This window comes from Corallococcus sp. AB038B (assembly GCF_003668955.1).
Lineage (GTDB): Bacteria > Myxococcota > Myxococcia > Myxococcales > Myxococcaceae > Corallococcus > Corallococcus exiguus.
On the sequence record NZ_RAWO01000015.1, the window covers coordinates 213,234 to 226,433 of the forward strand.

Genomic DNA, 13,200 nt, shown 5'->3' on the forward strand with positions numbered 1-13,200 from the left:
ACCCGCCCCGACGGATGCCCGCCTGGCCGCCCGCCGGGCTCCGGGACGTGCCCGTGTTGACAAGACTGTCGCCCAGGCGGGAAACACCCTGAGCGCGGGACCCCTACGCCGTGCGTCTTCCCCCCGCCCCCGAGGCCGCATGGTGCGCTACGCCCTCGCCATCTTCACCAGCGCCTTCCTGCTCTTCGGCGTCCAGCCACTGGCGGGCCGCTACGCCCTGCCTTGGTACGGCGGCACGCCCGCGGTGTGGACCGCGTGCATGCTGTTCTTCCAGGCCGTGCTGCTCGCGGGCTACGCCTACGCGCACGCGGTGGCCTCCCGGCTGCGCCCGCGCGCCCAGGCCGCCCTGCACCTGAGCCTGCTGGTGGTGGCGTTGGCGGCGCTCGCGGCGCGGGCCTCGTGGACGGGCTCGCCGCTGGCGCCGGGGGACGGCTGGCGCCCCGTGGACGACCACCTGCCCGTGCTCCGGTTGATGCGGATGCTGGCCGCCACGCTGGGCCTGCCCTTCTTCGTGCTCAGCACCACCGGTCCGCTGCTCCAGTCGTGGTTCGCGCGCGCGCGGCCGGAGCGCTCGCCGTACGTGCTCTACGCGCTCTCCAACGCGGGCTCGCTGCTGGCGCTGCTGGGCTACCCGTTCCTCGTGGAGCCCTGGGTGGGCCGGAGCGCGCAGGCGTGGGGCTGGGCCGTGGGCTTCGTCCTCTTCGTCCTCTGTGTCCTCGCCTGCGCCCGGGATCTGCTGCGCCGCGCCCCCGCGACGAGCGCCCCCGAGGCCTCCACGAACCCGGGTGCGGAAGCTCCCTCCGAAGCTGTCACCGAAGCCTCTCCTGCCTCGGCATCACAGCGTCCAGGAGTGGGGCCCACGCTGACGTGGCTGGCGCTGAGCACGTGCGCGTCGGTGCTGCTCCTGGCCACGACGAACAAGCTGTCCCAGGACGTGGCGGCGGGCCCCTTCCTGTGGGTGATGCCGCTGGCGGTGTACCTGGTCACCTTCATCCTGGCCTTCTCGCGCGAGTCCTTCTACGCGCGCACGCCGTACTCGGTGGGGCTCATCGCCTCCGTGGTGCTGGTGACGTACGCGCACAAGGAGGGCCCCGCGCTGGGCCTGGGGTGGCAGGTGCTCTTCCACGCGTCCGCGCTCTTCACGGGCGCCATGGTGTGCCACGGCGAGCTGTACCGGCGCCGCCCGGCTCCGCGCTACCTGAGCGCCTTCTACCTCTGGGTGTCCGTGGGCGGCGTGCTGGGCGGCGTGTTCGTCAACCTGGTCGCGCCCGCCGTCTTCACCACCTACTGGGAGCACCCGCTGGCGCTGGCCGCGTGCTGCGCGGTGGCCTTCGCGGGGCTGATGCGCAGGCCGAAGGAGGAGACGTCGGTGGCGCGCACGCAGCGCCTCTTCCGCGGGGCGCTGCTGGTGGGCGTGGCGGTGCACCTGCCGGTGCTCGTCCTCACGGACCTGGATCGCGTGCGCTTCGCCGGGCGCAACTTCTTCGGCGTGGTGCGCGTGCTGGAGCTGTCCGCGAACGACCCCCAGCAGCACCAGTACGTCCTGCGCCACGGCGCCATCACCCACGGCTGGCAGTACATCCGCCCGGAGCGCCGGAACCTCCCCACGGCGTACTACACGAAGGACGCCGGCCTGGGGCTCGCGCTCGCGGAGCAGCGCCGGTTGCGTCAGGTCCAGGGGCTGCCCACCGGCTTGCGCGTGGGCATGCTGGGGCTGGGCGTGGGCAACAGCGCCACGCTCATGGCCGCCGGGGACGACGTGCGCTTCTATGAAATCAACCCCGACATCATCGACCTCGCCAAGGGACAGGGCGGCTTCTTCAGCACGCTGACGGACACGCCCGCGCACGTGGAGGTCGTGGAAGGCGACGCGCGCATCTCCCTGGAGAAGGAGCTGGAGCAGGGCTCGCGCCAGTTCGACGTGCTGGCGCTGGACGTCTTCAGCTCGGATGCCATCCCGGTGCACCTGTTGACGAAGGAGGCGGTGGCGCTCTACCTCCAGCACCTGGCGCCGCACGGCTTGCTGGCGATGCACATCAGCAACCAGCACCTGGACCTGGTGCCCATCAGCCTGGCGCACGCGCGGGCCGCCGGCCTGACCGCGGCGCTCGTCGCGCGGGACAGCGACGGCGACGCGGTGGCCAGCTCGTGGATGCTGCTGAGCCCGGACAAGGAGTTCTTCGGGGGTGCCACCTTCAGCAAGACCCGGGCGCGCGTGCGCCAGCTGGTGCTGCGCGGCGAGCCGGAATACGTCTGGACGGATGAGCGCAGCAGCGTGCTCCAGGCGCTGCGTCCCAGGGCCCAGGGCCCTGCCGGGGCCAATCCGAACGTCATGGACGCGCCCGCGCAGGCCCAGGTCCAGCCCGCGCAGCCCGTGGTCCAGCCCGCGTCGCCCTAGCGGTCCGGCGCGGTGGAGGACGGCGCGGGCTTGACGGTCAGCCGCACGTCCAGCGCGGCCAGCACGCCCAGCACCGTGCACGGCAGCACCAGCGTCACGGCCCCGTGGCGCAGGAACAGGTACGGGCCCAGCGTGCAGCCCACGAGGAACGCCAGCACCAGGCCCAGGTGCAGCCGCGTGCGCTCGAACTCCACGGCGGAGGGCAGGTGCCGCACGCGGTGCCACAGCCCTGGCGCGCCTTTCCCGTGGAGGCCGTCGCGCACCCACGCCAGCATCTGCACCAACTGGATGCCGATGTCCGTGAGCAGCCCCGTCACGTGCGTGGTGCGCACCACCGCGCCGGACACCCGCGTGACGAGCGCGTTCTGCAGCCCCATGGCGAAGGCGAAGCCCCAGAGCAGCTCGGGCGCGCGTGTGTCCGGTTTGGACGCAAGGCCCACGCCCACAGCGGCCAGCACGAGCAGCTCCACCAGCAGCGCGGCCACGTGACGGCCCCGCGTGCGGTGGCGCGAGGCATCCAGGAGCCCCGTCGCGCAGAAGGCCCCGGCGACGAACAGCCCCATCAGCTGCGCGGGCAGCCGCGCCGTCTCCCAGCGGCCCTGGGCCAGGGACTCGCCCAGCGTGGCCATGTTGCCGGACATGTGGGACGCATGCGCGCCCAGCGCCACGAACCCCATGGCGTTGACCGCGCCGGCCACGGACGCCAGCAGCACGGCGAGGAGGGAGTAGGCGCGGCGGGACTGGGGCGACGACTGGGCACTGAACATGACGGGCGGCCCGGAGGCCGGCTAGCCCGGCGGCCAGTGCAGGGTGCGGCCCGCGAGCAGGTGCAGGTGGATGTGGAACACCGTCTGGCCCGCGTCGCGCTGGGTGTTCATCACCACGCGGTAGCCCGTGTCCGCGAAGCCCCGCTCACGCGCCACCTTCGCCGCGGCCATGTAGAGGCTGCCCACCAGCTCCCGGTCCTCGGCCGTGATGTCGTTCACCGTGGCGATGTGCTTGCGCGGGATGAACAGCACGTGGGTGGGGGCCTGGGGATTGATGTCCTCGAAGGCCAGGCAGTTTTCGTCCTGGTGGACGATCTTCGCCGGGATGAGGCCATCGCGAATCTTGCAGAAGAGGCAGTCGGATTCGGGCATGGCCTTGGCTTACCAACCCGCCGGTGGAGCCGGAAGGGTCTTCCTCGTCCCAATTGTCCCGCTCAGGGCAGTCGCCACGAATATCCAGGGTCTGGCATGCAGTCCGCCACGGGCAGCTTCACCAGCGCCAGAGGGCCATCCTGGACCAGCAGCGTGCCCGCGCCCTCGAAGCCCGCCCGGGTGATGACGTGGCTGAACCGGCGGGAGTCCCGCCCGGGGCCATTGTGGGGATACAGCGGCACCTTCCGGTGGAAGTAGCTGTAGCCCCCCGTCCACGCCAGGTGCACCGCCTCCACCTTGAGGCCGCACACGTCGTCGCGCCGGCCCGCTGCCTCCAGCAGCCGGTTGACCGCGCCCTGGTCATCCCAGGCGCTGTCCTTGGGGCGCACGCGTTCGTACTGGCCCACGTCCCCGAAGGTGAGCGCCCCCGCGCCCGCGCCGGATAGGAGCGCCCCCGCCACCACCGCCACCGTGGCGGTGGCCCTCGCCGGAGCGCCGCGCAGCACCCGCAGGATGGAATCCAGCCCCACGCCCGCGAGCGCCGCGAACAGGGGCAGCACCGGCACCAGGAAGCGCAGCTCCTTGTGCGGCTGGTTCGCGTGCAGGAGGAAGAACGCCGCGGCCAGGAAGGACAGCCCCCACGCCCGGGGCACGGCCAGCACCACCAGCGCGGCCGTGAAGACGGTCAGCACCGGCATCGCCGTGCGCAGGATGCGCGGGTAGTACTCGAAGGGCTCCGTGCCCCACTGGGCCGCCTTGCCCTGCACCACGTTGAAGTCCAGGTAGACGATGGCGGAGTGGAACCACCGCCCCCAGGTGAGCTTGTCCAGAAGGCCAAAGGCCAGCGCCCACCCGGACAGCACCGCCAGCGCCACGCCCGCCTGACGCCACTGGCGCCGGCAGAGGAGCACCGCCACCAGGCCCACGCAGAAGACACCGTTTTGAAGCCGCAGCAGCACGGCCAGCCCCAGCAGGGACGCCCCGGTGAGCAGCGAGCGCCGGGATGCGGCCTTCGGCAGCGCCAGGGCCAGGCCCAGCACCACCGGCAGCACGGACGCGTTCTCGCTCATGGCCCGGGGCGCGAAGTACAGCGGCACCGACGCCAGGGCGAACAGGGCGGCCCCGCCGGAGGCCGCCAGGGTGGAGGCCCCGGACGCACGGGCCAGCCGCCACGTGGCCCACGCCGTCGCCGTGCCCACCAGGGCGAAGAAGCCCTTCACCAGCCCCAGGTAGCCCGCCGGGTCCGTCAGCCCCACCATCCGCCCCAGCCCCAGCACCCCCGCCACCAGCGCGGGCAGGGCCCAGTTCCGGGCGCCCTGGACGAACTCCCAGGCGACCAGGCCGTAGCCGTAGACCAGGCGGTGGGCCGGCTCCAGGCTCTGGTAGACCTCGTCCGGCCAGTAGATGCCGTCGTCGTGGAGCGCCCAGTACAGGCGGAAGGCCGCGCCCAGGACGAGCACGCCCCCCAGCAGGAAGAGGCCCAGCCGGCGCTCGAAGGGGGCTTCGGTGGGAGCTCCGGAGCTTGCCCCCGCGGGCGCATCCGTTGGGACACCGACCCGCGCTCCGGGCCGGGGGTTGGCGGCTGTAGGGGAGGCGGGGGGGACGGCGGACACGGTGCGGTTCACCTCCGGAGGCCGGTGGGTGATATCCAGGTCCCGACGATGAAATCCATTCGCATCTCCCAGCTCCTCGAGGACCAGGGCCACGACCTGCGGCTGACCCTGATGGCGGGCACCCAGGGGCTGGCGCGCACGGTGGACTCCTCGCGCATCCAGAAGCCGGGCCTGGCGCTGGCGGGCTTCACCGAGCACCTCCACCCGCACCGCGTCCAGGTCTTCGGCAACACTGAAATCTCCTACCTGGCCACCCTGGCGGAGGACGCGCAGCACGCCTCGCTGGCCAAGCTCTTCAGCGAAGAGGACCTGGCGTGCGTCGTGGTCACCAAGGCGCTGGACGTGCCGCGCGCGCTGGTGGACGCCTGCGAGGCCGCGGGCCTGTCGCTGATGAAGACGCCGCTGCTCTCCAGCGAGTTCATCCAGCGAGTGCAGAACTTCCTGGAGGACGCGCTCACGGAGTCCAGCAGCCTGCACGGCGTGCTGATGGACGTCTTCGGCGTGGGCATCCTGCTCTTGGGCAAGAGCGGCATCGGCAAGAGTGAAATCGCCCTGGACCTGGTGATGCGGGGCCACCGGCTGGTGGCGGACGACATCGTGGATGTCACCCGGCGCAAGGGGGCCGTCTACGGCGCGGGCAATCCGGTCATCAAGCACCACATGGAGATTCGCGGACTGGGCATCATCAACATCAAGGACCTCTTCGGAGTGTCCGCCGTCCGGGAACAGAAGAAGATTGAGCTTGTGATTGAGCTGCAGGAATGGGATCCGCACCAGGAGTACGACCGGCTGGGCGTGGAGGACAAGCACCTGCAGATTGTTGGCGTGGACATCCCCCTGTCGGTCGTCCCCGTGCGTCCTGGACGCAACATGGCCACCATCGTGGAGGTGGCCGCTCGCAACCAGCTGTTGAAGCTTCAGGGCCACCATTCGGCGCGAGAGTTCGCCGAACGACTCAATCGAGCCATCGCCCAGGGGGCGATGCGCCGCACCTTGGGAGAAGAGGTCGAGTGACCGCCCCCGCGAAGCAGATCATCGTCATCACCGGCATGTCAGGTTCCGGTAAGTCCACGGCCATCCGCGCGCTGGAGGACGCCGGCTTCTTCTGCATCGACAACCTGCCGGTGCTCCTCCTGCCCAAGCTCACGGAGCTGGCGGGGGGCGGCAACATCGAGCGCATGGCGCTGGTCATCGACGCGCGCGAAGGCGTCTTCCTCAAGGACGCGCCCCGCGTGCTCGCGGACGTGCGCCGCGCGGGCCACCAGGTGGACGTGCTCTTCCTGGACGCCAGCGACGACAGCCTCATGCGCCGCTTCAGCGAGACGCGCCGCCGTCACCCGCTGGCCCCGGACGGCACGGTGGCGGAGGGCATCCACGCGGAGCGCGAGGCGCTGAAGGACCTGCGGGAGATGGCGGACCAGGTCATCGACTCGTCGGCGCTCAACGTGCACGACCTGAAGCGCATGGTGCAGGGGCGCTTCAGCCCGGAGCCCACGACGGGGCCCAGCCTGTCCATCATGTCCTTCGGCTACCGGTACGGCGTGCCGCCGCAGGCGGACCTGGTGTTCGACGTGCGCTTCCTGCCGAACCCGTACTTCGTGCCGGAGCTCAAGGGGCTCACGGGCAAGAACCCGAAGGTGTCCGGGTACGTGCTGGAGCGCGAGGAGACGCAGCAGTTCCTGGAGAAGGTCGTGGACCTCTGCCGGTTCCTGTTCCCCCGCTACCAGAAGGAGGGCAAGGCGTATCTCACGGTGGCGCTGGGGTGCACGGGCGGCAAGCACCGCTCGGTGTCACTGGCGGCGGAGATGGTGCGCCGGCTGTCCGCGGACTACGGCCGCGTGCAGCTGTGGGACCGGGACATCGAGAAGGAGTAGGGCGCTGGAACGTCCTTGCGGACCCCGGGCTTCAGTGCCGGGTGTCCGTGACGGGCGTGAAGCAGGCGCCGGTGATGCCCTCCTTCTCCAGGGCCTCCTTCACGACCTCGGAGACGACGAGGGTGACGGGCCAGCCCCAGGGGCGGAACACGCGGGCGCGGCCCACCTGGTCGGGGTCGATTCGCAGGCCTCGGACGGAGCGGTACTGGCCCACGCGCGAGGGGACGCCGTCGCCGGGGCCATAGTGGTGGACCTCCAGGCAGGCGGCTTCGTCCACGCAGCGGATGAGGCGCGTGGCGACGACGAGGAAGTACGGCTCCATCTGTCCCTCGATGTGCACGGGGATGAGCTGCACGTCCTCCGGCGCCAGGCGCGCGAGCACGGCGGCGACGCGCGGGTGCACCACGGGGGTGAGGCTGGCGCCGGCGAGGCTGAAGTCCAGCGGGGCGGCCTTCAGCTCGTTGGAGATGTGGAGGGGGCCGGGCGGGTTCACGGGGCGCCCGGCGGTGAACATCCACATGTCGCCCACCTCCTTGTCCTCCGGGTCCAGCGGGTCGCCGGGTTCCCAGCGGCCGGGGGCGCGGAAGTCGTCGTGCAGGTCGTAGAAGCGCGGGGGGGTGACGCCGGCGCGGCTGGACGTCTTGCGGTTGCTGACGTGCGGAGCGGCCCCGTGCGCGACGATGCGGACGGCCGGGCGGCGTGGGCGGCTGGTGCGGACCGGAGGCGAGGACTCCTCCGCGACCGACGCGCGCGAGCGCCGGGGCGTGGCGACGGTGGGGTCGGTACCGTCGGGCAGGCTCTGCCGGTTCGGGGGGCTGCTTTCGGTGGGGCGGAGCCACAGCCGTCGCAGCGCGTTGGTGAGACGCCGGAACATCAAGCGATGTTACCCAAGCGCCTGCTGGAGGGGAGCCCTTCCTGTGGGCTTCCTCGCTCGTTCTCAAGGCAGGCCGGCGGCCGTACCGGTTTCCAAGGAGGAGGGGGCTTTCCGGGGGCTGTTTCCAGCGTGGTCGGGCCATGACGGGCCATGTCATGGTCCGCGCCCATGACGACTCCGAGCCCGAAGTCCGAAGCCCCCGCCACGCCGGAAGCCGTGTTCGCCAGCCTGCTCCGGAAGCTGGGGGAGGCAGGCCGGGCGCCGTCCGGAGCGGTCGCGACCCCGAAGACGGCCGAAGCGTTGGCGGCGGCCCTCTTCGACGTCGCGGGCAGGACGGGCGCGGCGATGTTCTCCGTTTGGGCGGCGGACGACACGGACAGCGTCACGGACGAGGACGGGGATGAAGCCCCAGCGGAGACGGCCAGCCGGGTGATCAACGCGGGCATCACGCTGTTCTTCATCGCGAAGGACACGCCGGGCACGATGGGGGTGCTGGGCGCGGAGCGGGTGCCGGTGCGTCAGCCCATGGCGTACGAGCTGTACCGGCCGCTGGGGAAGGCGCTGACGGCGCACGCGAAGCGGGGCGCGGATCCAGTGATGCCGGACCGGGGCCACGTGGCCTTCCCGGTGGGCGCGGTGGATCCGGACCTCGAGTTCCGCGTGTCGTTTCGCGAAGACGCACTGGGCACCTGGACCACGGCGCTGGCGAGGGACCGGGAGACGCGTCTGGCGTACCCAAGCATCTCCAGCCTCCCGCTCTCCGCTGAAGCGGCGGAGTTCCTCAAGGGGCTCTTCAACCGCCTGGACAAGACGCTGTTCAACGGCCAGGTGGTGCTGCTCACGGGAGCCTCCAACACGGGCCGCAGCACGACCCTGCGAGCGGTGATGGATGCGCTGCAGGACAACGTGCACGCGCTGGCGGCGGTGGAGGAGCCGAAGGGAGGGCCGGGAGGCGCCATCGGTGTGGTGAAGGTGAGCGGAGAGCTGCCGCTGGCGCAGGCGCTGCGCTCATTCCTGCGGCAGGACCCGGACCTCGTCTTCGCGGACGAGGTGCGCACGCTGAAGGACATGGAGATGCTCTGCACCGCGGCGCAAACGGGACACGCCGCGGCCTGCGTCCTGGAAGCGAAGACCCCCGAGGAGGGCTACGCCTGGCTGACGGAAGCGATGCCGGGCCTGCCCGTCCATGCGCTCATCGTGCACCACACGCGCGACGCGGCGGGCGCATTGGCGATGACGCTCCACCAGACGAAGCCTGCGGAGGATGGCAAGACACTGCACATCGTTCCGTGGGCGAAGAGCTGATCAAGGCCGGCGCGCCGTCGTCAGCTGCCGCATGCCCCAACGCAACGGAACGCTGCCGTCCGTAAGCCGCAGCGGTTCCACGGCCTGGATGAACGCGGCCTGAAGTGTCGCCTGCGCCGCTGGAGGCAGACGGCCTGCGTCGTACGTCGCGAGCAGTGACTCCCAGGCTTCACCGGGCGACGCGTCCCCCCTGCACGGAGCGGGACCGCACCACTGACGTCCGCGCCGCCTTCGCTGAAGAGCGCGCGGTCCATCGACGGAGGAGACTTATCAAAATGAGCGCCCGGTGGTTCAGCCGTGAACCACCGCGAAGTCACCTCTGCGAGGTGCGCGTGGAAGTCAATCAGGTCTGACTCGGAAGGGAGGGTCCTGGGACTCCTGCCACCTGCGGCGTCCCGCGCGGCGGACCCGGGTCCCGCTCCGGAGCCCCTGCGCACCGGCGTCAGTCAGAAGCGTCTGACACGTCCACTCTGGGCTCGAAATTGCAACGGTCGCCGGAGCCACAGGTGCCCCCTCCAGGGTGTCACGGGGCTGCTGGCGCCCTGTTCATGTGCTCGGGGATTGAACCGTCCAGGCTCGCGAGGGTTGTTTTGAAATCCATGCATACATTGTTTCCGTGGAGGCTGTTCCGGGGGGCTGCGGCAAGTGCAGCTGCACGGCTGCTGATGATTTCCCTGGCACTGTGGGCTGCCGCCAGCAATGCCAATACCCCTTCAGACCAGGCCAGCCCCTCCGCCACTTGTGAGACCTGCTGCCCGAACCCCCCATGCTCGACGCCTCCCCCGCCCAAGCAATGCACCTTCACCTCGGGGGCGGACATTGGTTGTTCGGGCATGCAGTACGCCGATGAGCGCGGGATCTATGGACCCTGCGAAATCGCGATCACCAGCAAGCGCGCATGTAGCTGTGGGGCGACCGGCCAGGGAACCCAGAGGTGCCTGGGGAATGGCAGTTTTGATGTCTGCCGGAGTCCGTTGGCACCGAGGCCTGAGACGTGCAACGCGTGTGATGATGACCTTGACGGCGTCGTTGACAACATCGCCCCCCAAGGCTGCACCGTGAATAAGCCGGGCGCGTGCTCCGCTGGACGGTTGGTTTGCACCAGCGGCGCCTACGCCTGCGAGCAGGTCATCTTTCCCACTCCGGAAACGTGTGATGGCACCGATAGCGATTGCGACGGCGTGCGCGATGAGGACGAATTCGGCCGGATCTCTTGCGGTGTTGGAGAGTGTCATACCTCGAAATATGCCTGCCAGGGAGGCGCATGGCAGACCTGCGTTCCTCTGCCGCCCTCGCCTGAAGTCTGTGACGGGCGGGACAACGACTGCGACAGTGTGACGGATGAAGGGCTGGGAACGCTGAGCTGTGGTCAGGGGCAATGCGCGGTATCCGTCCCCGCGTGTCAGGAGGGGCATCCCCAGACATGCGTCCCGCTGACTCCGGAGCCTGAGCGCTGCGACGGTCGGGACAACGACTGCGACTCCGCCGTGGATGAAGACAATGTCTGCCGGTTTGATGACATGTCCTGTGGGTGCACGCCCATTCCACAGTCCAAGGCCTGCGCCTCTACGACGTGTGGTGTCGCTCCGGATGGCTGCGGTGGGAGCCATGACTGTGGAGCATGTTTGACGCCGTGAACCATTTTGCGTTCCTGACTCAGCGCATGGAGTCATGCGAATCCTCCGGCGTGTCAGTCTTCTTGATTGAGAATCCTCGGGTTTATCGGAAATCACTATGAAAAGAATCTCTGCTTGCGCGGTGATCTGGATCTATGCCACGCAACTCCTGGCCAGTTGTAGCCCTTCCGCTCCCAGCCACGACGCACGTCGTACTGAGGTTGCGCGGCGCCAGCACCTCGGTGACGCATCGCCCCCTGTCATCGATTCCGACACCATCCTCCAGACCCAGACGGCTTCATCCATTGCCGCGGGCTCCACGACGCCGGCTGCATGGGTCACGTCGGTGGGTACCGCTCGCTACACGCTCCCGCTGTGGACTTCTCCAGGGCGACTGGGGATCGAGCCACGTTTGGCGCTGAGCTACAGCAGCGAAAGCGGGAATGGACTGCTCGGAATGGGTTGGAACCTCTCCGGCCTTTCACGCATCACGCGCTGCCGCAAGACGATGGCCCACGATGGTTCCTCCGACCGGCTCCGCTTCGACGCGAGCGATCGCTTCTGTCTGGACGGACAACGGTTGATGGTCGTCGCTGGCGTCTACGGTGCCGACGGGGCCGAGTACCGCACCGAGAACGACGTCTATGCGCGTGTTGTCTCACTGGGGGTTGGCGACAATGGTCCGGCCACATTCAAGATGTACACGAAGGACGGCCTGATCCTGACCCTGGGTGGCGGTGGCTCCGCGACCCACCAGCAGTCCATCCCGGGTGGAGGGACGCGCACCTTCGCTTGGGCTTTGTCACGCGTCGAGGATCGCAGCGGTAATTTCCTGACGGTCACCTACGACATCCCATCGGCGGCAGAGGAGCAGTTGCCGGTGGAGATCCGATACACGGGCTCCTCCGTGGCGGGGGCGCCTCCGGCGCTCGCGAGCGTCTCCTTCCTGTACGAGCCGCGTACGGACGTGGTGGCAAGCTTCACGGGCGGCTTCTCCCTCCAGCTTCGGCGCCGGCTGAAGAGAGTCGAGTCGTGGGGGCCAACGGGGATGGGACAGACGCGCTCCTTGTTTCGTTCGTATACGCTGGCCTACCGCTATGACGGTCTGCCGAACGAACCGAACGGCAGCGCTGCGGGAAGCAGCACATTGGGCGAAGTGACGGAGTGCGACGGAAGCAACATTTGCCGAAACCCCTTCCATTTCACCTATGCCCCGAGCCTCGACCCCAACAGTTGGGGAAACCGGTGGAACTACGCGCTGACGACGGAACCCCTGAATCCAGGCGCATATGATGACCTGCAGTCCTTCCTGGGGGCTGACGTCAATGCGGACGGACGGGACGACCTCGTCTACCGCAAGCGGGTCGGGACCTCGGCCGTGCAGTGGTTCGTGCGCTACAGCAATGGCACGGGCTTCGACGCTGAGCAGGCGTTGCTCTCTCTGCCTGTGCCCCCGTCTGCCGGAGAGGTCACCTCCGATGGCCGCTTCACCGACTGGGACGGAGATGGACTCCTGGACTTCATTGTCTCCACCAACAACGCCCCCACGGGCCAGCGGGTGCTTCACCTGATGAAGAGCTGGGGAGGAGGCATGTTCAGCCGCGAAGAGCAGCAAGCCGAATTGGGAACCTCGCTGCGCAACTTCTGGACCGTGGACCTGGATGGAGACGGCCGGCTGGACTTGCTGCGTCCGACAGGTGGCCCTCTGGGCGGTCAGGGCCTGGTGGGACTTGGGTACCGGCTGGGCCCCATCAACAGCGGTGCTCCCCTTTCCATGGGCCTCGCCCCCCCGAGCTTCCCCGCGTTGACAACGGCATTCCCGCTCGACCTGGACGGCTCGGGGCGCACGGGCCTCCTCATCCCCCGCTGGGAGAGCGAACCGGATGATGACGCGATTCCATACATCGAGGGTGGCCATTACTTCTTCCTGGGCATGAAGGCGGATGGGACCTCCCAATGGACAGAGACTTCCATTCCCCGCGAGGAGACGAGCGGTCAGCGGCATTTGTTCGTGGACGTCAACCGCGATGGCCTGACGGATCTCGTGTCCTATCCTCAAGTCGGCGGCGACGCGACCCTCTCACTCAACACGGGGCTGGGCTTCGTGCCACAGCCCACGCAGGTTTTCTCGGCCGAAGCCAAGGTGGGTCCGGCACTCGAATACCTCAATCCTCCGCCCGAAGGCTGGGGTAACACACGTCATTCCATCGACAATGGTGTACGCGTCGCGGACATCAACGGTGATGGGCTTCAGCTGAAGGATCCCCTCATTTAGCAAGTTGATCATCAGCCGCCTGCTTGGCTGGCGCGTGCGCCAAGGCAGTGGCGCGGTGCAGAAGACGCGGCCATGCTGGAGCGCAAGGTGGCCCTCAACGAAGAGC

General features: G+C 69.1%; 10 protein-coding genes. 6 read left to right on the plus strand and 4 right to left on the minus strand.

Going from position 1 to position 13,200, the window contains the following annotated elements:
- The first annotated feature begins 139 nt into the window (after nt 1–139).
- On the plus strand, nt 140–2,398 hold the full coding sequence (locus D7Y04_RS37490; protein ID WP_121762437.1) for a spermidine synthase: 2,259 nt from the start codon (nt 140–142) through the stop codon (nt 2,396–2,398).
- On the opposite strand, the gene D7Y04_RS37495 is transcribed toward D7Y04_RS37490, so the two are convergent.
- The 3 genes from D7Y04_RS37495 to D7Y04_RS37505 all read right to left on the minus strand — a co-directional run bounded on the left by D7Y04_RS37495 (nt 2,395) and on the right by D7Y04_RS37505 (nt 5,150).
- The gene (locus tag D7Y04_RS37495) at nt 2,395–3,165 is read right to left on the minus strand and encodes a YoaK family protein (RefSeq protein WP_121762438.1); all 771 of its coding nucleotides are present in this window, start codon (nt 3,163–3,165) and stop codon (nt 2,395–2,397) included. The genes D7Y04_RS37490 and D7Y04_RS37495 overlap by 4 nt on opposite strands.
- Before the next feature lie 21 nt (nt 3,166–3,186).
- Nucleotides 3,187–3,537, minus strand: a complete 351-nt coding sequence (locus D7Y04_RS37500) for a histidine triad nucleotide-binding protein (protein ID WP_121762439.1) — start codon at nt 3,535–3,537, stop codon at nt 3,187–3,189.
- Nucleotides 3,538–3,599: 62 nt separating this feature from the next.
- Entirely contained in the window at nt 3,600–5,150 is a 1,551-nt protein-coding gene (locus tag D7Y04_RS37505; protein WP_121762452.1) for a hypothetical protein, read from the minus strand.
- Nucleotides 5,151–5,198: 48 nt separating this feature from the next.
- On the opposite strand from D7Y04_RS37505, the gene hprK reads away from it, so the two are divergent.
- Nucleotides 5,199–6,164: an HPr(Ser) kinase/phosphatase gene (gene hprK / locus D7Y04_RS37510; protein ID WP_120581488.1), complete on the plus strand. Its 966-nt coding sequence runs from the start codon at nt 5,199–5,201 to the stop codon at nt 6,162–6,164.
- The gene (rapZ, locus tag D7Y04_RS37515; protein WP_120581487.1) at nt 6,161–7,024 is read left to right on the plus strand and encodes an RNase adapter RapZ; all 864 of its coding nucleotides are present in this window, start codon (nt 6,161–6,163) and stop codon (nt 7,022–7,024) included. The genes hprK and rapZ overlap by 4 nt, the downstream gene beginning before the upstream one ends.
- Before the next feature lie 31 nt (nt 7,025–7,055).
- Here rapZ and D7Y04_RS37520 read toward each other — a convergent pair whose 3' ends face one another.
- Entirely contained in the window at nt 7,056–7,898 is an 843-nt protein-coding gene (locus D7Y04_RS37520; protein WP_121762453.1) for an imm11 family protein, read from the minus strand.
- A 168-nt stretch (nt 7,899–8,066) separates the two neighbouring features.
- Here D7Y04_RS37520 and D7Y04_RS37525 point away from each other — a divergent pair, with 168 nt between their 5' ends.
- From D7Y04_RS37525 to D7Y04_RS37540, 3 genes are all read left to right on the plus strand, one after another.
- Nucleotides 8,067–9,203, plus strand: coding sequence for an ATPase, T2SS/T4P/T4SS family (locus D7Y04_RS37525; protein WP_147477278.1), 1,137 nt, complete (start codon nt 8,067–8,069; stop codon nt 9,201–9,203).
- Nucleotides 9,204–10,036: 833 nt separating this feature from the next.
- On the plus strand, nt 10,037–10,840 hold the full coding sequence (locus D7Y04_RS46865) for a MopE-related protein (RefSeq protein ID WP_158627656.1): 804 nt from the start codon (nt 10,037–10,039) through the stop codon (nt 10,838–10,840).
- Nucleotides 10,841–10,937: 97 nt separating this feature from the next.
- Nucleotides 10,938–13,094 carry an FG-GAP-like repeat-containing protein gene (locus tag D7Y04_RS37540; protein WP_121762442.1) on the plus strand — a complete coding sequence of 719 codons (2,157 nt, stop codon included), beginning with the start codon at nt 10,938–10,940 and terminating at the stop codon, nt 13,092–13,094.
- The last annotated feature ends 106 nt before the right edge of the window (nt 13,095–13,200 follow it).